The following is a 24,000-nucleotide window of genomic DNA, read 5'->3' as shown; positions in this document are numbered from 1 at the left end:
TTTGTTGAAATAATTGGAATATTTGTCCTTTAATGACAATTGATTTCCATCCTATGACAAAATATAAAGAATTCATAGTCAACTCTTAGTATCTCAATCCTTCCTGGTGTAAAAAGATTTGAAAATTTATGGAAGGAGTTGATTATTTTAGCGGTAAGAATCATTTAAAAAAAATATAATGATAAATATAAAAAAGCGAACAAGGGCCTATGATGGGTTTCTAAAAATAGATGTTGTTGAATTTGATCATCAAAAATTTAATGGATCCAAGTCTGATGAAATTTCAAGGGAGGTAGTCGTTAGAAATGAAGCCATTGCAGGTTTATTTTATCATGCAAAGGAAGAGAAATACTGGTTTGTTGAACAGATAAGAATACCAACACTGACGGATGATAATCCCAATGGATTGTTGATGGAATGCATGGCAGGGATGGTAGATGAAGGGGAAACTTCAGAACAAGCATTACATAGAGAAGCAAAGGAAGAGATCGGCTATTCTTTAAAAAATGTTCAGTATTTGTCTACTTTTTATTCAACTCCAGGAGGATGTAATGAGAAGGTAGCTTTATTTTTTGCCGAATTAGATGAACAAATTGCAGAAGGAGGGGGTAATTTGTCGGAAGGAGAAGACATTCGTATTGTGAAGTATACTTATGGAGAATTAGTGGATTTATATCAATCTGACAAAATAAGAGATGCTAAAACTTTGATAGCTGTCCAATGGGCAATGCTTGCAAAAATGACAGCTGAACATCTATAATGATTAGTACTTAACAAAGCTCAATTCTAATTTGATTTACCAAGTAAGAGATTAGTTTTGCAAAAATTTTAGGTCACTCAATATTTTGTGCTAAGCATGTTGTCATTAAAAGCCAATCAGAGAAAATTTTATAAAGAAATTTGGGACGTCGCATTGCCAATATCTATGCAAAGTCTTTTGCAGTATGCATTAGGGATGGTAGATCAGGTGATGGTTGGTCAATTGGGAGAAACCATTATTGCATCTGTTGGGTTAGGCGGAAGACTTACTTTTGTCTATATCGTGGGTGTAATGGGTTTAGCCAATGGCGCTGGTGTTTTTATAGCTCAATATTGGGGTAAAAAAGAAAAAGATAAGATCAGTTATCTTGTTGGAGATTTATTGAAAATTGGTTTTCTAGTTATGTTGTTGGGAATTGCTTTGAGTGTATTTTTCCCTTCACAAATTTTATCTCTTTTTTCAAATGATCCTGAAGTAATTCATTATGGAGGTCTATATCAACAAATTGTAGCGGTAGGTTTCCCGGCAATATTGTTGAGCGGAGCCTATAGTTCATCTTTGAGAAGTATTGGTAAAGCGAAGTTGGTAATGCAATTGAGTTTTATCAAAGTAATAGTCAATACTGTTGCTAACTATTGGTTGATCTTTGGAGGTTTTGGTGTTCCAGCTCTTGGGATGGAAGGTGCTGCTTGGGCTACAGTCATTTCAATGTGGGTCGAGGCTATAGCACTTTGGGGTATCATGCAATGGAAAAAATATCCTGGTAATGTAAAACGGATTCATCTTTTCCATTTTGATAAATCAACAATCTATCCTCTACTAAGTGTTAGTGCTCCATTAATTGTTGGTGATATGTCTTGGGCTATTGGTGAGACCTGTTATTCTATGATTTATGGTAAAATGGGAACAGTGGATATTGCCGCTATGACAATGACTTTACCATTACAAATGCTGAGTGTAGGTTTCTTTATGGGATTAGCCTCCGCAGCAGCCATTGTGATTGGGTATGAATTAGGACAGAATAATATTCTAAAAGCAAAAGTATACGCTACAAAACTCTTGAAACTGACATTTTTATCCTCACTGTTGGTCGCGTTATTTATTGCAGTTGTCACACCTTTTTATATCAAGTTATACCAGATTACAGATGAGGTTGCAATTATCACCATTGAGTTATGCTATATTTTTGCATTTTTACTCCCATGTAAAATGTCCAACTTTATACTTGCTGCAGGAATATTAAGATCGGGAGGTGATACGAAGTTTACCACTGGATTAGGGATGTTTAGCACTTGGATATTTTCAATTCCATTAGGAGTGATTGGAGCCTTTGTATTTGATCTTTCCATCTTTTGGGTCTACATCATAGTTTCCTTAGAAGAATACTTGAGGCTAGTGCTCTATTTATGGAGAAAAAACTCAGGAAAATGGGCGAAAAACCTAGTCGGGAATACACAATAAAAAAGCCTTTCAAGCAATTGAAAGGCTACTCACATTGGTCTACTATGCACCTGTAATACCAATTGAGCTTTTAATGTTTTTCTTAATTTAATATACCAAAAAAAATAACCAAAAGCTAACCCTCTAACATTAATTATAAATTTCTTTCAAAAGAAAATTACTTCAGTCTAAATCATTCCTCAAACCCACTACAATTTGATTTGGTCATTTTTAGATGTTCTGAAATTGCATTTATTTTTTTTGTGATTTTTTCTCGTGCTTCAGCTTTAGAATAATCAAACTTATCAGCAACAAAGTCTACCAAACATTCTGTCTTATTGTTGTAAATTTCCATGAGATACTCTGCATTTAAAACAAGAGAGTGACAGTTTTGTTCAATAAGTGCATCGTCATAAAGTCTTTCTGATTTTACAAATGCTGAAATGGCTTGTGTACAGCTCATTTCACTTACTGCTGTTTTGGCCTTGAAAAGATTAAAGGTTTTCAAAACATCAGGGTGACAGTTGCTTTCCAGAATGATTTTTCTAGCTTCAACAAATGTTGCAATTTCGGCGTCAACTTTTGCTTCTGAAGAGCTTTCTGCGATACAACTTCTATTTTCTTCGAGGTAAGTGATATAAGAATCGATTGCCGCTTTTATATCTTCACAATTACGACTATCAAAGGCATCATAATAAGCCATTTTATAATCGTATTTAGTGGCAGCGATAGAGTCTTCTGAACAGGGATTTGTATCTCCTACAGTACTCGAACCAGCACATTCATCGTATTGAGTTCTTACTGTTTTCCATTGTTCCAATTCTCCATTTACAAATTCAAGAGCATTAATTGTACTGTCTGCTTCCGTAAAAGAGGCAACAACACAAGCCTTATTATCTTCGACAAAAACAATGGCAGAATCAAGTGCTTCAGCAATAGCGATACAATCGGATGTATCGGCTTGTGCAATGTCATTAATTAAGATATTGTATTGTCTCAAAACGGGTGCAGTAGAGCAATCTGTTACTTCATTAATTAAATCGCAAGCCATCACAATAAAAGGAGTAATAACGAGAAGGAGTAGCTTTTGGTTTTTCATAAAAAAATTAGGTCTAACAGGTTTCTTACTTTCGTTAACAGTAAAGTAAGATGTCAAGTTTCAATAGAGTTGAAAGTTCTTCAAATCCCTATTAAGAGACTTCTTTTAATGCAATAAGTTCCATTGGAAGGCAGTTTTTTCAAATAGAATTAAAACATTATGTGGGTCTGTTGATTATTAATACATGTGGAAATATTTTTTGAGATAAGTTTTTTTACAATCAATGCTTATGTGGATTAGAGTAATTATTTTTTTAGTAATAAATTTTGCAGGCCTAGCAATTGGTGGATTTTTTACGGGCGACGGTGTGCCTTCAGAATGGTATCAGCAAATGAACAAAGCTCCTTGGACCCCTCCGGGGTGGGTATTCGGCGTGGCTTGGACTACAATAATGATCACTTTTTCAGTTTATTTGGCTTTGCTTTATAAGAAAGAGAACAGATTGGTGTTTATATTACTCTATGCTGCTCAAGTGATTCTTAATATTAGTTGGAATCCGGTTTTCTTCTACTTTAGAAATACGATTTTTGGATTAGTGATAATCATTGCCCTTACCGCTTTGATTTATATTTACCTTATTAATTACTATAAGTCACTTCGATGGTGGTCATTACTTATCATACCTTACTTTGTTTGGATTAATATTGCTACATCACTTAATGCTTATGTAGTACTTTATAATTAAGCAAAAAAAATCCCAACCGACACTGATTGGGATTTAAAATAAATCAATCTAATTTTTACTGATTTCCGTAAGCATCAATGATACCGCCGGTCAATCTAACGATCTCTGTGTTTGTTGAAATTAAATTAAATATGGCTGAAAGTCTGGAGTTTTGTGCGTCCAAATATTGAATCTGAACATCACGAAGGTTAAATGAATTAATCTGTCCGTTTCTATATCTTTCTGTCGACATATCTAAGTTCAATTGTGCGGTAGCTACTTGTTCTTCCGCAAGGTCTAAGATTTCTCTCTGAAGAACATACGTGTCATAGACCTGCATCATTTGATTATTCAAGCTATGTGACATCTGAGCGGTTTCTATGTCTGCAATTTGTTTGTTGATGGTGGCAATTTGTTTTGCTCTTCTTCTGCTTCCTCCCATATAAATCGGCAAAGAAAGTGTAACGCCTACTGAACCATTGATTCCATCAACCATAAAGTTTGGAATATTACCACCAACAGCATATTGGTCCGTGTAGTTAAGACTTGCATTACCAGTTACTTGAGGCATAAAAGCAGCTTTTGCCAATTCAATATCCTTTTGTTTGATAATTTGATTGACGTATTGATTTTTTAAAGTAGAGTTATCTGCATTTAACCTCTCAATCAAATCTTGAAGTATATAATCTTTTTCTACTGCCTCAAAATCTTCTGTGAGGTTATACGTTACTTGTTCTTCTTCAGGAACACCCATTATAAAATTGAGTTCGCGAAGCTTTACTTGTAATGTGTTTTTACGTTCTAAAGCTGTTTTTCGGTCTTCGAACCAAGCTATTTTGGCCTGAAGAACATCATACGTTACTTTCTGTCCTAATTCCTTTTGAGAATTTGTATAGTCATAACGCTCTTGTGACAATTGTGCTAAACGCTCTGCAACTTCAAACCTATTTTGCTCTAGCAATGCTTCATAATACCCCACAATGATATCTTTGATAGTATTCTCTATTACAACTTGAGCATTACCTTCAGAAAAGTGTTGTAACTCTTCGAGTTGAGCTTTATTAATCCACACTTGAAAGCCATTGAAAATGGTAAATTGTGTTTTTACATCTGGAGTAATACTTCCTAAACTTGAGTTGACAGCTTGAGACCACTGATGATTCCAGCCGGTATTAACACTTATAGAAGGATATAAACCAGCATTTTCTAGTGTATTGTTGGTTTTGGCGATTTCCACATTTTGTGCTTCAATACGAATGGAATAATTATTATCTAGACCCTGAGCAATAGCATCTGCTAAACTTAAGGTAATTGTTTGTGCAACGACTTTCTCTTGTTCTTGAGCTGTTACCTGAGAAAAAGTAAACAGAAACAAAAGTGCCGAAATAAATATATTTTTCATTATTATTTTCTTTTATCCCCGCTTGAAATTGAGGTTCAAGCAGGGATTCTCTTTTGATCTAATAGGTTTCTAATATTTTGTTGTCTTCTGCTTGTTGAGCATCTTTTGCCTTCATGGCTTTGGTAGCTGCGATCTCAGTAAAGACATTTTCTACTTCTTCTCTTGAAGGCTTCTTACCTGTCATCACCCATTTTTTACCTCTTCGAGCATCATTGATGACTTTCACCAATACAGGAAGAATTGTTAAGATGAACACTGTACCGATCATGATACCGTAGGCCAATGAAATGGCTACAGGAACAAGGAACCTTGATTGTGGTGACGTTTCCAAAATCATAGGGTATAAACCGATGGTCGTAGTAAGTGTAGTCAATAGGATCGGTCTGAATCTAGATTTACCGGCATTAATCAGTGCGTCATCGAATTTCATTCCTGAAAGTAAATCCTGATTGAATTTTGAAAGGTAAACTACCGCATCATTAATAATGGTACCCGAAAGTGCTACCATACCCAACATACTGAACATTGAGATGGTTTGTCCTTCTATACCGTGTCCCCACATTGCACCAATAATACCTAGAGGAATCATACCCAAAACAATAGCAGCTTGAGTGAATGAACGGAAGTGTAACATCAAAATCATAATGATCAAAAGGAATGCAATAGCATAAGTATTGACTAACTCTTGTGAATCTTCTTTTGAACTCTTTAATTGACCTTGGTATTCGTATCGAACTGAAGGATATAATGTCGCCAATTCAGGTAGAACCGTTTTTTCTAAATCTTCAATGATTGGAATAACGGGGTCTTGAGCATTAAGCATATAAGCATCAACTTTGATTTCTTTTTCACCGTTGTAATGATTGATGGCAACAGGGCCACGGGTAACATCAAAATCAGCTAATAATGAAAGTGGATACAAACCTTCAACGGTACGTATACGCATTCTTTCAAGATCACCCAAGGTATTACGGTTTTCTTTCTTATATCTTACATAGATTCTGATCTCATCTTTATTGACCTGTAAACGTTGTGCTTCAGCTCCAAAGAAACCATTTCTTACCTGAGACATCAACGAAGCCTCTGTAAAGCCCAAAGCATAAGCTTTAGGTTTTAAACGTAAACGAATTTCCTGACCACCAATCTGATTGTTATCCATTACATTGTAAAGCGAAGTGTGCTCATTCAATTCGGATTTTAGGAAGTCAGAAGCTTCCTCTAATTCATCATAATTATATCCTAATAAACTGATTGATACTGGTGCACCCCACATGTTATTGGCTCCAACAGAAAGTTTACGAGCGGTAGGTTCTTCACCAATGATCTCATTTACTTTTGCTTTAATCGTGGATGCATCAATAGGAGAGTCGGTGAGGTCTTCCATAATTACGAAAACCGAACCTGTATGTGTACCACTTTCGGAACCACTAAATGCACTACCCAAACTCACAAAAGTGTGTTCGAAAAATTCAAAGTCAGTATTGTATTCTTCTTTCAATGCTTCGTTGGCTTCCCATACGGCATCTTCATAACGCATTAAATACGTTTTCGTAGTGTCTTGATGAATACCTGGTTTTAGGGCTAAATCAATATTAAAGAAGTCGCCAGGAGGGCTAGGGAAGAAGGTTAATTCGATCACTCTACCACCAATTAATCCAACCGTAATGATAATGGCAGCAACAGGGATAGAGATACCAAACCACTTGTGATCTAATAAAAACTTAAGTATTGGGACATAAATTTTATCTCTGAAAGTAAAGATAACGCTGTCTAATGCTTTACGTACTTTATTAAATTTCGACTCATCTTTTCTTGGTGTCAATACCTTTGGAGAACTCACATGGGAAGGTAAAAGGAACATACCTTCAAACAGAGAGAACAATAAACAGAGAATCACCACCAGTGCCATTTCGGCCATCATCTCCAATCCAGATTCAAGGAAAAGGAATGGGAAAAAGGCGATGATTGTTGTCGATACTGATGTAAATACGGCAGGGATTACCTCCATAGTACCATCAATAGCGGCATTAATTGGAGATTTACCCATTTCATAATGCGTAAAGATATTTTCACCAATCACAATACCATCATCCACAAGGATACCAATAATCAAGATCATACCAAATAGTGAGATCATGTTAAGTGTTACTCCCATTAAACTGGCAAAAATAAACATCCCTAAGAATGAAGATGGAATACCCCAAGCTACCCATAATGAAAGGCGGAAACTTAAGAACAATGAAAGTGTGATGACCACTAGGATAATACCTAATAGACCATTTTCCACCAATGTATCTAAACGTGTATTGACTACTGAAAGGAAATCGAAACCAATAATCAATTCAGCATCATCGTGTGTGGCATTGAACTCCTCTTTGTACTCATTGATATACTCAGAAATGTTTTGTAAATCTTCTGTATGCAGTTTACTGATTTGAATTGAAATAGCATTTTTACCATTCATCCAAACAGCATTCGGTACATCCGCAAATTGATAATGAACATCAGCTAAGTCACCTACTTTAATGACACGACCGTCAATCGTGGCTCTTACCACAATATCTTTGATCTTTTCTGGATCAGAAGAACGGTATCTTGCTAAAACAGCAATTTCTTCTCTTTCATTCTTGATAGTACCACCAGTGATATCAAGGTTGTTATTAGAAATGGCAGTTTTGATATCGTCAATGCTAATATTGTAACGACGTAATAGGTCTTCATCTACCTCCACTGAAATTTCTGTATTCGGGAAACCTGAAATGGCGATCTGAGATATTTTACCAGAAGCAAGAAAATCATCTTCAATACGTTGAGCGTAGTTTTTCAAATCCCTTAAGTTATCACCCTTAAGGTCTAAGAACATAGCACTTGTTGTTGCTCTTGTTTTTGAAACCGAAGGCTTTTCAGCGCCGGCAGGGAAATTGGAAATCCCATCAACTGCATTTTTGACATCGGTCAATACTTCATCAATATCCGCTTTGGCTTCCGTAGTGACGGTTACTGTAGCTACGTTTTCAGCAGAGACCGATCGAGTTTCTTTAATACCTGGAATACCTCTGATTTCGTTTTCAATTAGTGTAGTGACACCCTCGTCCATTTCTTTTGGAGAGGCACCTTGATACATCACACTTACAGTGATAATACGAGATTCAATCAGCGGGAAAGACGCCTTTCTCATGCTGTATGTGGCAATACCTCCTAACAAAATGATAAGAAGTAAAGACATGTGTGCATAGAAAGGTTTCTCCACAAATGTTGTGATAAGCTTTTTCATAATTGATTATAATGCGTGGTGATTAGCTTCTGATGTTAACTTTCATTCCTTCTTTTCCATTGAAAACGGACTCCGTCACAATAATGTCATCAGAAGAAACCCCTTGGATGTAATAGCTATCACCATTTGTTTTGATGATGTCAATTTCTTTTTGTTTTAACTGATTATCTTTAACGATAAAAACATATTTAGCATCAGTAATAGCTTCTCTTGGTAATTCTACTACGTCTTTCAATTCATCCCCTTCAAATTCAACATAGACAAACTGTCCTTCGTAGATTTGATCGTTGTTTTTAGGGCTAATTCTAACGTAGATTTTAATTGTTTGTGATTGAGGATCAACAATTTTTGCTTTTCGAATCACTTTACCTGTAATAGCCGAATGATCTTCAGATTCAGTGACTACGTTTACTTGGTCGCCAGATTTGATCCACTTTGCATTTTTTGGCTCCACCTCAACGATAACTTCCAAAGCATCTGTTCTACTGATTATTCCAATTTCAGCACCTGGAGAAGCAATAGATCCCGCTTCTAAACGAACCGATTTAAAAGTCCCATTAAAAGGAGCGTAGATGTTGTATTTTGCAAGGTTGATTTCTGATTGTTTGATGGAGTAATATTCTGTAATCAAATTTCTTGAAGCTAAGAATAAACGCTCTTGTTCTGAGTTAATAGCTGGAAGTTCAGGAAGAGGTTCAGCAATGTTGACTTGTTTGAAGAATCCATACCATTTTTCGTATTCTGATTTATAGTCAATTTTTAAATCAGGAAGAATAGAGGCAATCGTATTCATAAAGCTACTTTTTTGAGATTTTAAAGTGGCCTCAATGTCATTGCTAAATATGTGAACTAACTTTTGTCCTTTTCTAAATGTATTTCCTTCTTTTAATGCAACATTCGTATTCATGATTCTACCTGAAACTTCAGTAGAAAGAATATAGGTTTGTGCTGCATTTACTCTACCGTGGTAAATCTGATTGTTATTGACATTAACGAAGTGAGCCTTTTCTGCTTTGATAGATAATACTTTTTCCTTTTTAATACCTTTAGCGGGAACAGGCTTATTCTTAAGCATTGTATGAGTACTGAAGCTAGCGATACCGATCAGTGTGATAATGCCCACAATAGTGATAAGGTGTTTACGAGACATAAAAATTAGATAGTTTGATAATGTTTTATTTATTTTCAAGCTCGAAATAAATCATTCAACTTGCCGTGGCATAATTAATTCAACCAACCAAGAGAACCTTTCTATGAATCAGGATATTTGATCAATAACCCTGTTTGTTGAGAAAATCAGACTGTTTATCGAGAAAAAATGAGGTTTTGTTGATAGAACTATTTTTTTAATTTTTATATCTATTCTTTTGAGGAAAATTTATCTAAATGAAAGAACGATTTAACTTATCTATACCAAGTAAAGCAGTACTTCCCTTAATCACCATTGCTTTATTTATATTTCTTTTAAGCACTGATTTTTGGTTGGGTGCAAAATTCGCACTCATTCGTGCAAGTATCACTACAGGTATCTTTTTATTTGTGGTGATTACGAATATCGAATTATTGGTTCCTCAATTATTAATTAAAAGAAATCGTAATTTATTTTACGTTATCGCTGCCATTGTGCTCTATATTGTAGCGATCAAGATATTATTGTTCCTTAGTAGAGAAACCTTTCATTTATTAGATCCCGAATTGTTTTTTGCAGAGCATATTGAATTAAGAGAAAAGCTCAACGGACAACTCACTTTTGAATGGATTTGGCCTTTTGGTTTTGGTAGTGTATTTATTCTTATTTCAATATTGGTCAGTACGGTATTAAAGTTAAGTAGCCATGACGAAAAAGAGCAATTAAAGAAAAAGGAGTTGGTGCAAGGAAAGATTGAGGCTGAATTAAAATTTTTAAGATCTCAGATTAATCCTCATTTCTTGTTTAATGCCTTAAATAACATCTACAGCATGTCTTACATGCAAATGCCTCAGGCGACGGATAATATTGCAAAACTCTCTGAAATGCTGCGTTACTTATTGTATGATTGTAATGAGGAAATTGTAGCCTTAGAAAAAGACATCACTTATTTACATAATTATATCGATTTTCAACAACTGAAAACAGAATCTCCACAAAACATTTCATTTCTCATTGACATTCAAAACCCTCAGTTTAAAATAGCCCCTATGTTGTTGGAGCCATTTATTGAAAATGCGTTCAAATACAGTAGGTTGGAAGAAAACCCAGAAGGTTTTGTGAAAATTGAATTAAAACAGCAAGAGGAACAGCTTACTTTAAAAGTGAGTAATTCAGTAACAGATAAAGTAAGTAGAATAGCTGTAGGCGGTATTGGTCTTAAAAATGTTCAGAAGCGATTAGATCTAATTTATCCAAAGAAGCATCAATTGGATATTAATGAAGGTGTGCAAGAATTTGAGATCAAGTTGGAAATTAAAAATAGCTGAAAGTAAAATGAAGATTAAAACAATAATTGTTGACGATGAGCATTTAGCAAGAAGTTTAATCAAGGATTATGCTTCAAAAGTTCCACAATTAGAGGTGTTAGGAACGTTTAAGAATGCGATTGAGGCCATGACGTTTATGCAAAGTAATGATGTAGATTTACTTTTCTTAGACATTCAAATGCCCAATTTATCTGGAATTGAGTTTGTTGAAACCATGCAAACCAAACGTCCAATGATTGTTTTTACTACAGCTTATTCAGAATACGCCATAAAAGGTTTTGAACTAAATGCTTTTGATTACCTGTTAAAACCGATTACCCTTCCAAGGTTTTTACAGACGATTAACAAAGTAATTGAGCAGTTTGAATTGATAAAATCAAAACAGAACGTGAGAGAAGAGTCACATCAATCTGAACCTCAAAACACCTCCTATATTGAAACAAAATCTGATAGCCTAACCATCAAAGCGGATTATAAGCTGTACAAAGTAAGGTTTGATAAGTTGCTTTATATGGAGGGGAAGAAAGAATATGTCGCTTTCCACACCAAAGAAAAAACAATTTTAGCCCTTGCTTCCCTTAAAAAACTTGAAGAAGTATTGTCGGACAAAGGATTTATCAGAATACATAAATCCTACATCGTCAATGTAGATGAAATAGAAACACTAGAAGGAAATATATTGGGTTTAGGTGAAGTGGAGTTACCAGTGGGACAGAGTTATAGAAGTGAATTGTTGAAGGTGTTTGAATAGAACAGAATTTTTTATTCGACAATTGGACAATTCTCATACGTCTGTATTATTTGGGGTTGTAATTAGCTTTTGATACTGATAATGTGTATATTATGAGACTAAATAAGATTATTAGTAGAGATTTTTTCTATTATCGTTTTAATCGCTCATCCTATAACCACTAAATAATTACTAAAATGAATTTTACACCCAAAAGAGTACTTGAAAATCCACATGACGTAAAACCTTACCCTAGTGTAGAGCAGTATATGACTAAACAACTGATCGTTTTCACTCCTGATCAAAACATTGAAGAAGCAATGGAAGTCTTGGTTGAAAAGAAAATTTCAGGAGCACCAGTAGTGAATGAAGACGGTGATTTGGTAGGGATGCTATCAGAGAAAGATTGTTTACATGTCATTCTTGAAAGTAGATATCTCAATTACCCCGCTAGTCAAGGAAAAGTAAGAGATTACATGACCAAATCTGTATCTTCTATTTCTGCAGACAAGGATGTTGTAGAAGTAGCCATGTTATTCGAAAATTCTTCTTTTAGAAGATACCCGATTACAAGACATGGAAAATTAATTGGTCAAGTATCAAGAAGAGATATTCTTAGAGCCGCAGTTGACCTGAGCTCTACAACTTGGTAAGCAAAAATTATATATCCAAAATGAGTAATACAATGCGGTTTCAGATCATGGAATCGCATTTTTTATGCCCTAAACTTTCGAATAACAAACTTTAGGATTTTATAAAGTGCTGTCGTAGTGGAGTCATTGTTTTTTGAATTCAAAATGTATGTGAACATTCAAAAATTGACTTACTCTTCAATTAATTTGGAGTATTTTTGTGCAACAAATTTATATTTCGACTTTACTATGAAAAAACAAAGATTATCAACCAAAAGTTGATTAAGTTAGTAAAGTAAAAACACTATGATATAGCCTAACTATGGATGTAGAAATACTATCAAGAATTCAGTTTGCGTTTACCGTTTCATTTCATTACATCTATCCTCCATTAAGTATTGGTATCGGATTGATGTTGGTAATTTCAGAAGGATTATTTTTAAAAACAAAAGACCAAAGGTATGAGGTTTTAACTCGTTTTTGGGTGAAAATCTTTGCACTTACATTTGGTATTGGTGTGGCCACCGGTATTGTAATGGAATTTGAATTTGGTACCAATTGGGCCACTTATTCCAGGTATGTTGGTGATATTTTTGGCTCAGCTTTAGCCGCTGAAGGGATTTTTGCATTTGCTCTGGAGAGTAGTTTCTTGGGCATTTTGCTCTTTGGATGGAATAAAGTAAGCCCTAGAGTACACTTTATGTCTACTGTGGGTGTTTTCTTCGGTTCTATGTTCTCTGCCATTTGGATTGTTGTCGCTAATAGCTGGCAGCAAACACCTGCAGGTTATAAAATTGTAGGTGAGGGAATGGAAGCTAGAGCAGAAATTACAGATTTTTGGGAGATGGTTTTTAACCCTTCTAGTGTAGAGAGAATATTGCATGTTTGGGTAGGAGCATTTTTAGCAGGAGCATTTCTTTTTATAAGCGTACATGCTTACTATTTAGTGAGAGAAAGACATCAGGATATTTCAAAACTAGGTATTAAACTAGGTTTAATGGCTGCCACTTTCTTCTCTTTTGTGCAGTTGTTTTTAGGACACATGTCAGCGGATGGAGTAGCTGAAAATCAACCCGCAAAATTAGCTGCTTTTGAAGGACACTATTATACAGATCATTCTGCTGATTTATATCTCTTTGGTTGGGTAGATCAAGAGAGTAAAGAGGTTTACGGAGTAAAAATACCTGGTGGTTTAGCCTTCTTGACTCAATTTAACTTTGATGGAAAAGTGGAAGGTTTAGATGCCTTTCCAGAAGATGAAATACCAACACAAATCAACGCGGTATTCCAATTTTATCATTTAATGGTGGGTATTGGAATGATGCTTATCGGTTTGTCTGTTTTAGGAACCTTCTATTGGTTCAGAGGAACTTTATTTAAACAGAAGTGGCTTTTATGGACTTTTGTTTTTGCGGTGATTTTACCTCAATTAGCCAATCAATTTGGATGGTTTGCAGCAGAAATGGGGAGACAACCTTGGGTAGTTTATGGCTTATTAAGAACATCAGATGCATTATCTAAAGCCGTACAAGCAGACCAAGTATTGTTCTCATTGATCATGTTTACCTTTATCTATACACTATTGTTTATTCTCTTTATTTACTTATTGAATAAAAAGATAAAACATGGTCCATCAGATACGCACTTGATTGATCACAGACCTCATCAACAAGGAATTAATGACTTTTTCTCAGAATAATAAAATACAACCATGGAAACGTTTTTAGGATTAGATTACCCTACACTTTGGTTTTTGGTAGTAGGCGCTTTATTCTCAGGATACGGCATTTTGGATGGCTTTGATTTAGGAGCAGGAGCCATGCACTTATTTATTAAAGGAGATAAAAATAGACGCGTTGCTTTAAATGCGGTAGGACCTGTTTGGGATGGCAATGAAGTATGGTTGGTAATTGGAGGAGGAACCTTGTTTGCAGGTTTTCCTGTTTTTTACGCCACTTTGTTTTCAGCGATGTATATTCCTTTTATGCTCTTTATTATGTTCATCATTTTACGAGCTATTTCTATTGAATTTAGAAGTAAAGAGGAAATGAAATGGTGGAGAACGATGTGGGATGTTTCTTACAGCATTTCTAGTGGAATGATTGCCTTTCTTTTAGGTGTGGTTTTAGGTAATGTGCTGAAAGGTTTTCCTTTAGATTCAAATTATGAAGCAATAGACCCTCACTTAACGATGTTCTTAAATCCTTTTTCAATTCTTGTAGGTTTGACAACATTGGCTTTAATGATGATGCATGGAGCTATTTATCTTACATTAAAAACAGAAGGAAAACTATTTGATAAAGTAGTGAAGATGTTAGAAAAATGTATGATCGGTTTTATTGTGATGTTTGGTGTATTGAGTGTATTTACTTTGATTTTTCAACCTCACTTAGCAGAGCGTTTTAAAGACCATCCGTCATTGTTTTTCTTGCCATTAACAGCGATTCTTGCCATCGCTAATATTCCTCGTTTGGCTAGAAAGAAGAAGTATATGCAAGCTTTTGTCTTCTCGTCATTGACTTTTAGTTTGCTCTTAATTTTAGTGGCAGTGCAATTATTTCCCAACTTATTGATTGCTTCTAATGACCCTAATAATTCTATCACAATTTATAATGCAGCAGCTTCTCAAAAAGGATTGGGATTGATGTTGACGATTGCGGCAATCGGTACACCTTTGGTACTAGCTTATACATTTATTGTGTATAAAATATTCTGGGGAAAAGTGAAGTTAGATGAACATAGTTATTAGACTACTTTTCATAAAATAAAAAATGCCTCCGCTTTCAATATCGAAAACGGAGGCATTTTTATTATTGCTGTTGATGACTAGTAGCGTGTAGTACTCATCAAATAATTCTTCACATAATCTTCTACACCTTCTTCCAAAGAAGTAAAAGGTTTGTCGTAACCAATTTTTCTAAGTTTTTCCATTGTAGCCTCAGTAAAGTATTGGTACTTATCTCTGATATCTTCAGGAGTAGGGATATAAGAGATATTTTCTTCTTTGCCCATGGCTTTAAAAGTAGCCTTCGTTAAGTCAAGGAATGTTCTCGCTTCACCTGTACCTACATTATAAATGCCAGAGTTTTTCGCCTGACGGTGGTACATTAAGAACATCATAATTTCAACTACATCTTTTACATAGACAAAGTCTCTTTGTTGTTCACCATCTTTATAATCAGGATTGTGAGATTGGAAAAGTTTCATTCCATCTGTTTTACTGATTTGGTTGAAAGCATGGAATACTACAGAAGCCATTCTTTCTTTATGGAATTCATTGGGTCCATAAACATTGAAGAACTTCAAGCCAGCCCAGAACATAGGTTTCTTTTCTTGTCCTAATGCCCAGATGTCAAACTCATTTTTTGATTCTCCATATGGATTCAAAGGCTTCAAATCTGGGATAATTGTTTCGCTGTCTTCATAGCCTAATTCTCCTAGACCATAAGTAGCAGCAGAAGAAGCATAAACTAATGGAATAGCATACTTAATGGTTGCATTCCACATTTTCTTTGTGTAATCAGTATTCAAATGAGCAAGAATTTCTCTATTGAATTCGGCTGTACTTGTTCTAGCTCCTAAGTGAAAGATAAATTCAACTTCTAAATGATTTTTATCCAACCACTCAAAGAATTCTTCTCTTTCCACTTTCTCCAAGATTTTTTTCCCTTCAAGGTTTTTATTTTTCTCAGGAAATGAAAAATCGTCTACTGCAACGATATGATTGAAGTTATCTTCGTTCAATCTAGAAATCATACAGCTGCCAATAAATCCGGCAGCACCTGTTACAACTATCATTGTTCTATATTTTTAATTTTATACGAAGATAACGGTTCATTTCCTTAGACCAACAAAATATCTTGAATTAGTTTTTAATGACCTTGAATTCAGTTCTTCTATTTTTAGCTTTTCCTTCTGAAGTAGTATTATCTGCTATTGGGTGCTCTTCACCGAAACCTTTACTTACAAGTCGTTCTTTCGAAATGCCCGCCTCAATAAGATAATTTACAATGGCATCTGCTCTTTTTTGAGAGAGCATCATGTTGATATCATAATCTCCCGTATTATCAGTATACCCTTCTATTTGGATAACAACATTAGCATTCACCTTTAAGAAACGAAGTATATTTGCTAATTCATTAAAGGAAGTCTTATTGATCTTACTAGAGTTGGTATCAAAAAAAATATTTTCCAAAGCAATATTATGATTTAACTCAATGGGATCAAGGTATATTGTATAGTCTTTTTGTAGGGAGTCAACATAGACTTTTTGTGAGAATAATTCATATCCTTTTTTAACGATATTAATACCGAAAGTATGTTCATTGGGTACAGCATTGATTTGTGCTATTCCTTTTTCACCCGTTTTTATTTTCCTTAATACATTATTTTCAGGAAAAGTATAAATGGTAATATGAGCATCAGATAATTGACTTGAATCCTTTTTACTAAGAATATGTAATTGAGTGTTCAATAGGTTTTCATCCAGGATAGCATCTAAAATTGCAGTTTGAGGCTTTTCAGATTCCGTAGAATTATTTTTAGTAATGACTTTCGAGCGTATCATTTGATATGAGCAGGTATAAATATCAAATCCACCTTTACCATTTGGTCGGTTTGAACTAAATAATATTAGACTCCCATCGTCATTGGTACTTGGTGTTTTTTCATCATAGGCTGAATTAATGGGTCTTGGTAAGCCTTCTGGTTTTGACCAACTATTTTCACCTTTTTTTCTAGCATAGAAAATATCATAGCCACCGATACTTTTGGGGCCATCAGAAGAAAAATAAAGCGTATCTCCATTGGCAGAGAAATAGGGATCAATTTCATTTCCTTTGGAATTTATGTTTTCGACTAAAATTGGCTCAACCCATTTTTTGCCATTTCTTATGGTATAATATAAATTAAATGTCCCGTCTTTTCTTTTTGATGAGAAATAAAAGGCTTTACCGTCTGGAGTAAAAGTACCGCCAATTACCTGATAGAAGTAATTATTAATAGGTGAAGGTAATTTCTTTTTGTTTTCCGGAAATTTAACCTCTTTGTCTAGATTAATTTTGGCGTAATAAAGACGACCAACTCCAAAACCATGATAAATCACCATTGTTTTTCCTGATTTTGAAATTGATGAAATACCACTGTTCCCTTTAATGTTAATTGATCTATCATTTAATATTTTACTTTCTTGAAAATGATCTTCTTCAAAGAAAGAATAATAGATGTTTGTACTTTCCTCATGAATGCTACTTAAAGATTTTCTATTTGAAGAAAAGTAAAGCTGTGTTGTATTTGGGATAAATAGTGGTGAAAAGTCATCATATGAAGAATTCAAGCTTTCTCTATTGTCAATCTGATATTTTGCAGATTCTGATTGAAGCAATGCATTGGCTTGTTTCATAAGTTTTTCAATATGCTTTTTATCAGGCGATGCAGGAGAAGCATATTCATCAATATATTTTTGGTAGAAGAATAATGCTTTTTCAGCATTTTCTAAATAATGATTTACTCTTGCATTAAGATAAAGAGTAGGTAATGTTATTTTGAGTTGATACGCTTTTGTAGCAAAAGAATCAGCAACAATTAAGTTTTCTTTTTGAAGATAACAATACCCTAATTGATAATTCACATTGCTGATATTGGGGCAAAAATCATTTACTTTTTCAAAATAGTGAATTGCACTATCTAAGTTGTTGTACCCATTGAGCCAATTCTCTCCAATTTTAAAGTTTTGCTTTGCGATATTCAATGCCTTGGTTTTCTTAGGAAAGAAAGTCTTGGTCAAAGTTGAATCATTTTGGCAAAAGGCAGAGACAGAGCAATAGATGAATAAGAAAAAACTAAAGAGAAATCTCAACATATTACAACAGGTATTGGTGATTTTATTTTTCAATCGAAAATGTAAGAATAAATATAATTCACTTTTTTATAAAGTTAAATTCTAGCTTTGAAATAAAACAAAAATGCTCATTAAAATTCAATTCATGAAATCAATTTTAAATGAAAATTAATAGAATAGTACTATTCGAAGATATTACATGTATTATTCAGTTATTTTATATAAAAGCGCATATTTTTTTGTCTTTCCCCCGTACCTATTTGTTATAAAGTTGATAGTAAATAAAAAATTAAATTCCCCATGAAAGCATTAATAAAAATTTTAGCATTGATTTTCTTAATTGGTCTATTTTCAATGTTAAATGCTATGCAGAGTGGAGAGGAAGGAGATATTACTGTCAAAGCAAATAAATCATCAATTGATGTAATTTCTGTAGAATAATCCATTATCAAATATAAGAATCATAATTCAAGACTGTTTTCTGTAATAAATAAAAGTCCTAGATGCATGGCTCGCAGCTAGGACTTTATTTTTGTCTAAATGTTGAAGCAGTAGTATAATCATTTTTGATTGGTACTACTGCTTCTTTTTTTAGTGAGCAATTAAAACTTTATGATAAGAAGTAACTCCGTCTTTTTGGATTAATTCCAGTAAGTAAACACCATTTCGTAGTGATTTAGTAGGTACTTCAAAGCTATTTTGATTCTGAGTGAAATCAACATTTATTGTTACACCTGATGTGGTAATCAAGTTGATTTTATCCACTTGTATAAAGGCATCAAATGTGATATTCAATAACTGATTTGCAGGTTGAGGATATAAACTAATTAAATCTTCAAGTGATTCATCAAGATTAGTGATAATATCAGAAGGTAGAACTGTAACCATATCAGAAGTTGCTGTACATCCAGCTTCATTTACAACTTCAACTGTATAATTACCACTTACCAGTTTAGGGATAATAGTACCACTTTCTTCGATTAGCTCTCCATCTACATACCAGAAATATTGTAAGTCAGTATTCACAACATCTACCATTAGAGAATCCTCTAAATTAACAATAGATGGAGTTGTTAAGGCTGCCGATATTCTTACTTCTATACTATCAGAAAAGGCTGTACATCCTTCCGTATTTTGAACTTTTACAGAATATTTACCAGCTTCATGAACACTTACAACTGCTGTATTGAGTAATGGAAGGAGCTCATTATCCTTGTACCAGATATAAGTAAGGTCTCCAGTGTCGCTCAATGCTTCCACCTGAACATCTATTTCATCTCCTTCGCAGAACCATTCATTAGAGTTGGTTTGTAGACTTACGGCTAAATTATCACCGCAATTAATACCAATACTAATTTGTACTGTTTGGATTGAAAGTTCTGTCCAATAAGGGTGTGACACAAAACAAGTATATACTCCAGCATCAGCATTTTTCATATCCACAAGATTGATGTCTTTCGTTTGAAGTGAATTAATGATCACACCATCCTTAAACCAGATGTAGATAAGATCATCACTTTCGAAGTTATGAGAATAGCTGTAGTTTTCTCCTTGGATCATTGCCACATTCTCATATTGGACTTCAAACCTTTGTGGAGAATAATTCACAAACTCTTTTTGATACCCTTCTAGATCATCATAGAATAATATGTTATCTGCAATATTGACGATGATATCATTTGGAATATTTGCCAATGAAGAAATTGAGTTAGTGTACAACAATAATTCTTCAACACTTGAAGGAAGCTCCATTGTCCATTCTGTTAGGTTGTTTCTTGAGAAATCTAATTTCTTCAGATTAACTAAACTAGCAAAGTTGGTAGAAATCACTTCAATATTATTTCCAGCTAATGATAGATCAATTAGATTTAATAGATTATCTAATTCACTTCCAATTGAACTGATATTGTTATCATCGGCAATGAAATATCTTAAATTTAAGTTTCCACTTATGTTAGGAATCACCGTTAAGTTGTTTAAACTAAGCCATAAAGTTGTTAGGTTACTTAATTGGCTTAATCCCATTACATCATGATCCTCTAAGTTATTATCCGATAAATCAAGATATTCCAATGAGTTGAGATTCCATAAGTTTTCACTGATATGTGAGATATTACTATTGTATAATTTAAGCGTTTCTAATGATTCAAATTGAGAGATCAAACTTGGAAGAGAATCTTCACCGTTTAGCTCATGTAAGAATAAAGAAGTAATCTCACCGTCGAGGTTATATTCCATTCTTGGCCAATCAATAATTCTTGTGTTATCATCAAATTCAACATTCATTCGTGTGAAAAGCTGATGAAGTGCAACAGAATCTTGTTCAGAAATCAAACTCTTATAATTCAGCGTAACTTCTCCGATTAATAATTCTAGCTCATCCCAAATAGTATTCGGGTCACTTTCAACTAATTGATAAACTCCTTCTTTCGTTGGATCAAATGATAAAACTTCAAGGATAGCATTATTGGACTTACTGAGTGTGTCACCATTAAGTACCCATGCATATTCTTTTGTATTATCTGAAGTATACTCTTTATTGAAATTATCGTATTGAGTCACGAAATAACTCTCAGTAAATGGAGTTGTCAATTGAGGATTGTAAGATGTGATCTCGAATAACGCATCAATTGAGGCTAAATCTTCAAAGTCTAAGTAATTATTTTCAATATTAAGAGAGGTGAGGTGCTCAAATACAAGTAATTGTGAAGGTAAACTACTCAATGTATTTGTGTTATCATCATTGATATTGAAGTTTGAAAGATCTAATCCTGTTACTCTACCGTAGTTATCAATAACAACACGGTCAGGTAACCAAGTTCTGAACTCAGCTGAAGGGTCGTAAGCAGTATGACCTATTTCAGTAAACATCTCATGTAACAATAGAGAATCTTCTTGACCAAGTGTAAATAGAAGATCTATTTGTTTTATGAAAATACTCAAGTTGCTTACAGCATCAGATGTAACATTTAATCTATAGCTATCTGCATTACTACTTTCCATAAATGAAACTTCAAGTAATGACGTCTGACTTTCGATCACTTCGTTGCTGACTCTAGTCCATGAATAATTAATAGCACTTTCATTTTCTAATATTCCATCAAAGCTAAAACTACCGCCATATGTCACTGTTGTAGATTCTGTATTCGCCCCGCTATACGTTTGACCATCATAACTGCTGATGTATTCGCTATTATCAATCAGATCATCGAAGAATAGGAGGTTATTATCAACATTGAATTGCGTTTTCTGGTCATTGGCATTATCAAATGAAGTCAATGCCACATCCTCTAATTGGTTATCTGCAAGATTTACCGTTTCAAGATAACCAAAGTTTCCAATTGTCAGACTTGTCGGCAGGCTTGTTAAAGCTCTATTCGAAAGATCAAGGTCGATCACTCTACCGTAGTTGTCAATTTGAGTAGCAACTGATTTTCCATCATTATCGACCCAATCACGCATTTCTATTGCTTTATCAGGCGTTGTGCCTAACTCTACGAATAGATTATACAATGCCACTGAATCTTCTTGACCAAGCGTAAATAGAAGGTCAATTTGTTTTGTGAAGATTGTCAGCCCAATGATAGAAGTTGAAGTGATATTTAATCTGTAGCTGTCCGCGTTGTCAATTGTCATTGAAGGAATGCTTAACTCCGCCGCTGAGCTTTCCGTTGATCCATCACTTACTTTAGTCCAGTTGTATTCAAGAGAAGCGATTTCAAATCCACCATCATAAGAGTAAGGATCTCCGAAAGTGACTGTCGCTGTTTCTGTATCTGCTCCGCTAAATGTTTGCCCGTCGTAACTGCTGATGTACTCGCTATTGTCAATTAGGTCGTCGAAGAATAGGAGGTTATTATCAACATTGAACTGCGTTTTCTGATCATTGGCATTATCAAAAGTAGTCAATGCTACATCCTCCAATTGGTTATCAGACAAGTTTACAGTTTCTAAATACCCGAAGTTCTCAATCGTCAGACTCGTCGGCAAGCTTGTTAAATCTCTATCCGAAAGATCAAGGTCGATCACTCTACCGTAGTTGTCAATTTGAGTAGCTACCGATTTTCCATCATTATCTACCCAATCACGCATTTCAATAGCTTTGTCAGGCGTTGTACCTAACTCGACGAACAAGTTGTATAGTGCTACTGAATCCTCTTGTCCTAGAGTAAATAACAGGTCGATTTGTTTTGTGAAGATTGTCAGACCAGTGATAGAATTTGACGTGATATTCAATCTATAGCTGTCCGCGTTGTCAATTGTCATTGAAGGAATGCTTAACTCCGCCGCTGAGCTTTCCGTTGATCCGTCACTTACTTTAGTCCAGTTATATTCTAAAGAAGCGATTTCAAATCCACCGTCGTAAGAGTAAGGATCTCCGTAAGTGACTGTCGCTGTTTCTGTATTTGCACTGCTATACGTTTGACCATCGTAACTGCTGATGTACTCGCTATTTTCAATCAGTTCATCGAAGAAGAGGAGGTTATTATCAACATTGAACTGCGTTTTTTGATCATTAGCATTATCAAAAGTAGTCAATGCTACATCCTCCAATTGGTTATCCGTAAGATTTACAGTTTCTAAGTAACCAAAGTTTTCAATGGTCAAACTCGTCGGCATGCTTGTTAAAGCTCTATCCGAAAGATCAAGGTCTATAACTCTACCATAGTTGTCAATTTGAGTAGCTACTGATTTTCCATCATTATCTACCCAATCACGCATCTCTATTGCTTTATCAGGTGTTGTTCCTAACTCAACGAATAAGTTGTATAGTGCTACTGAATCTTCTTGTCCTAATGTAAATAATAAGTCGATCTGTTTTGTGAAGATTGTCAGCCCAGTGATAGAAGTTGAAGTGATATTTAATCTATAACTATCTGCATTGTCACTTGTCATAGAAGGAATGCTTAACTCCGCCGCTGAGCTTTCCGTTGATCCGTCACTTACTTTAGTCCAGTTGTACTCTAGAGAAGCGATTTCAAATCCACCATCATAAGAGTAAGGATCTCCGTAAGTGACTGTCGCTGTTTCTGTATTTGCACTGCTATACGTTTGACCATCGTAACTGCTGATGTACTCGCTATTGTCAATCAGATCATCGAAGAATAGGAGGTTATTGTCAACATTAAACTGCGTTTTTTGATCATTGGCATTATCAAACGAAGTCAATGCCACATCCTCCAATTGGTTGTCAGATAGATTTACTGTTTCAAGGTAGCCGAAGTTTCCAATGGTCAAACTTGTAGGCAAGCTTGTTAAATCTCTATCCGAAAGATCAAGGTCGATCACTCTACCGTAATTATCAATTTGAGTAGCAACTGATTTTCCGTCATTATCTACCCAATCTCGCATCTCTATTGCCTTGTCAGGCGTTGTGCCTAACTCTACGAATAGATTATACAATGCCACTGAATCCTCTTGACCTAGTGTAAATAGAAGGTCAATTTGTTTTGTGAAGATGGTTAGACCAGTGATGGAAGTTGAAGTGATATTCAATCTATAGCTATCCGCGTTGTCACTTGTCATTGAAGGAATACTTAACGCTGCAACAGAGCTTTCCGTCGATCCATCGCTTACTTTAGTCCAGTTATATTCTAGAGAGGCGATTTCAAATCCACCATCATACGAGTAAGGATCTCCGAAAGTGACTGTCGCTGTTTCTGTATCTGCTCCGCTAAATGTTTGCCCGTCGTAACTGCTGAT

General features: G+C 34.7%; 16 protein-coding genes. 9 read left to right on the top strand and 7 right to left on the bottom strand.

All coding sequences use genetic code 11. The features are described 5' to 3' along the window. The first annotated feature begins 178 nt into the window (after window positions 1–178). Both IC221_RS23870 and IC221_RS23865 read left to right on the top strand, forming a co-directional pair. Entirely contained in the window at window positions 179–760 is a 582-nt protein-coding gene (locus IC221_RS23870; protein ID WP_188171356.1) for an NUDIX domain-containing protein, read from the top strand. Window positions 761–856: 96 nt separating this feature from the next. Continuing rightward, the gene (locus tag IC221_RS23865; RefSeq protein WP_188171355.1) at window positions 857–2,221 is read left to right on the top strand and encodes an MATE family efflux transporter; all 1,365 of its coding nucleotides are present in this window, start codon (window positions 857–859) and stop codon (window positions 2,219–2,221) included. A gap of 172 nt (window positions 2,222–2,393) precedes the next feature. On the opposite strand, the gene IC221_RS23860 is transcribed toward IC221_RS23865, so the two are convergent. Continuing rightward, window positions 2,394–3,299: a hypothetical protein gene (locus IC221_RS23860; protein WP_188171354.1), complete on the bottom strand. Its 906-nt coding sequence runs from the start codon at window positions 3,297–3,299 to the stop codon at window positions 2,394–2,396. 229 nt (window positions 3,300–3,528) lie between these two features. Between IC221_RS23860 and IC221_RS23855 the strand changes: the two genes are divergently transcribed. After that, on the top strand, window positions 3,529–3,984 hold the full coding sequence (locus tag IC221_RS23855) for a TspO/MBR family protein (protein WP_188171353.1): 456 nt from the start codon (window positions 3,529–3,531) through the stop codon (window positions 3,982–3,984). Between the two features lie 55 nt (window positions 3,985–4,039). On the opposite strand, the gene IC221_RS23850 is transcribed toward IC221_RS23855, so the two are convergent. From IC221_RS23850 to IC221_RS23840, 3 genes are read right to left on the bottom strand one after another with little or no spacing between them, the layout of a single operon-like run. After that, entirely contained in the window at window positions 4,040–5,365 is a 1,326-nt protein-coding gene (locus tag IC221_RS23850; RefSeq protein ID WP_188171352.1) for a TolC family protein, read from the bottom strand. Window positions 5,366–5,423: 58 nt separating this feature from the next. After that, window positions 5,424–8,639, bottom strand: a complete 3,216-nt coding sequence (locus tag IC221_RS23845) for an efflux RND transporter permease subunit (RefSeq protein WP_188171351.1) — start codon at window positions 8,637–8,639, stop codon at window positions 5,424–5,426. A gap of 22 nt (window positions 8,640–8,661) precedes the next feature. Continuing rightward, window positions 8,662–9,789 carry an efflux RND transporter periplasmic adaptor subunit gene (locus IC221_RS23840; protein ID WP_188171350.1) on the bottom strand — a complete coding sequence of 376 codons (1,128 nt, stop codon included), beginning with the start codon at window positions 9,787–9,789 and terminating at the stop codon, window positions 8,662–8,664. 236 nt (window positions 9,790–10,025) lie between these two features. On the opposite strand from IC221_RS23840, the gene IC221_RS23835 reads away from it, so the two are divergent. The 5 genes from IC221_RS23835 to cydB all read left to right on the top strand — a co-directional run bounded on the left by IC221_RS23835 (window position 10,026) and on the right by cydB (window position 15,207). Continuing rightward, on the top strand, window positions 10,026–11,096 hold the full coding sequence (locus IC221_RS23835; RefSeq protein WP_188171349.1) for a sensor histidine kinase: 1,071 nt from the start codon (window positions 10,026–10,028) through the stop codon (window positions 11,094–11,096). A gap of 7 nt (window positions 11,097–11,103) precedes the next feature. Then, window positions 11,104–11,847: a LytTR family DNA-binding domain-containing protein gene (locus IC221_RS23830; protein WP_188171348.1), complete on the top strand. Its 744-nt coding sequence runs from the start codon at window positions 11,104–11,106 to the stop codon at window positions 11,845–11,847. 176 nt (window positions 11,848–12,023) lie between these two features. Then, window positions 12,024–12,479: a CBS domain-containing protein gene (locus IC221_RS23825; protein WP_188171347.1), complete on the top strand. Its 456-nt coding sequence runs from the start codon at window positions 12,024–12,026 to the stop codon at window positions 12,477–12,479. A 301-nt stretch (window positions 12,480–12,780) separates the two neighbouring features. Continuing rightward, window positions 12,781–14,157, top strand: coding sequence for a cytochrome ubiquinol oxidase subunit I (locus IC221_RS23820; RefSeq protein ID WP_188171346.1), 1,377 nt, complete (start codon window positions 12,781–12,783; stop codon window positions 14,155–14,157). Window positions 14,158–14,169: 12 nt separating this feature from the next. Next, window positions 14,170–15,207: a cytochrome d ubiquinol oxidase subunit II gene (gene cydB, locus IC221_RS23815; RefSeq protein ID WP_188171345.1), complete on the top strand. Its 1,038-nt coding sequence runs from the start codon at window positions 14,170–14,172 to the stop codon at window positions 15,205–15,207. Window positions 15,208–15,284: 77 nt separating this feature from the next. Here cydB and rfaD read toward each other — a convergent pair whose 3' ends face one another. Together rfaD and IC221_RS23805 are read right to left on the bottom strand one after the other, a co-directional pair. Then, on the bottom strand, window positions 15,285–16,256 hold the full coding sequence (gene rfaD / locus IC221_RS23810; RefSeq protein WP_188171344.1) for an ADP-glyceromanno-heptose 6-epimerase: 972 nt from the start codon (window positions 16,254–16,256) through the stop codon (window positions 15,285–15,287). A gap of 67 nt (window positions 16,257–16,323) precedes the next feature. Next, window positions 16,324–18,243: an OmpA family protein gene (locus IC221_RS23805; RefSeq protein WP_188171343.1), complete on the bottom strand. Its 1,920-nt coding sequence runs from the start codon at window positions 18,241–18,243 to the stop codon at window positions 16,324–16,326. Between the two features lie 354 nt (window positions 18,244–18,597). On the opposite strand from IC221_RS23805, the gene IC221_RS23800 reads away from it, so the two are divergent. After that, window positions 18,598–18,738, top strand: a complete 141-nt coding sequence (locus tag IC221_RS23800) for a hypothetical protein (RefSeq protein WP_156152415.1) — start codon at window positions 18,598–18,600, stop codon at window positions 18,736–18,738. Window positions 18,739–18,888: 150 nt separating this feature from the next. Here IC221_RS23800 and IC221_RS23795 read toward each other — a convergent pair. Then, the coding region (locus IC221_RS23795; RefSeq protein WP_188171342.1) for a T9SS type A sorting domain-containing protein at window positions 18,889–24,000 on the bottom strand (5,112 nt) is incomplete at its 5' end.

Source organism: Flammeovirga sp. EKP202 (assembly GCF_014534745.1).
Taxonomy (GTDB): domain Bacteria; phylum Bacteroidota; class Bacteroidia; order Cytophagales; family Flammeovirgaceae; genus Flammeovirga.
This window is presented reverse-complemented; position numbering and strand designations above follow the sequence as displayed.

Bases quoted from the DNA above. Each gene is read 5' to 3' on its own strand.
- IC221_RS23870 (WP_188171356.1), top strand. From the start codon at position 179: ATGATAAATATAAAAAAGCGAACAAGGGCCTATGATGGGTTTCTAAAA.
- IC221_RS23865 (WP_188171355.1), top strand. From the start codon at position 857: ATGTTGTCATTAAAAGCCAATCAGAGAAAATTTTATAAAGAAATTTGG.
- IC221_RS23860 (WP_188171354.1), bottom strand. From the start codon at position 3,299: ATGAAAAACCAAAAGCTACTCCTTCTCGTTATTACTCCTTTTATTGTG.
- IC221_RS23855 (WP_188171353.1), top strand. From the start codon at position 3,529: ATGTGGATTAGAGTAATTATTTTTTTAGTAATAAATTTTGCAGGCCTA.
- IC221_RS23850 (WP_188171352.1), bottom strand. From the start codon at position 5,365: ATGAAAAATATATTTATTTCGGCACTTTTGTTTCTGTTTACTTTTTCT.
- IC221_RS23845 (WP_188171351.1), bottom strand. From the start codon at position 8,639: ATGAAAAAGCTTATCACAACATTTGTGGAGAAACCTTTCTATGCACAC.
- IC221_RS23840 (WP_188171350.1), bottom strand. From the start codon at position 9,789: ATGTCTCGTAAACACCTTATCACTATTGTGGGCATTATCACACTGATC.
- IC221_RS23835 (WP_188171349.1), top strand. From the start codon at position 10,026: ATGAAAGAACGATTTAACTTATCTATACCAAGTAAAGCAGTACTTCCC.
- IC221_RS23830 (WP_188171348.1), top strand. From the start codon at position 11,104: ATGAAGATTAAAACAATAATTGTTGACGATGAGCATTTAGCAAGAAGT.
- IC221_RS23825 (WP_188171347.1), top strand. From the start codon at position 12,024: ATGAATTTTACACCCAAAAGAGTACTTGAAAATCCACATGACGTAAAA.
- IC221_RS23820 (WP_188171346.1), top strand. From the start codon at position 12,781: ATGGATGTAGAAATACTATCAAGAATTCAGTTTGCGTTTACCGTTTCA.
- cydB (WP_188171345.1), top strand. From the start codon at position 14,170: ATGGAAACGTTTTTAGGATTAGATTACCCTACACTTTGGTTTTTGGTA.
- rfaD (WP_188171344.1), bottom strand. From the start codon at position 16,256: ATGATAGTTGTAACAGGTGCTGCCGGATTTATTGGCAGCTGTATGATT.
- IC221_RS23800 (WP_156152415.1), top strand. From the start codon at position 18,598: ATGAAAGCATTAATAAAAATTTTAGCATTGATTTTCTTAATTGGTCTA.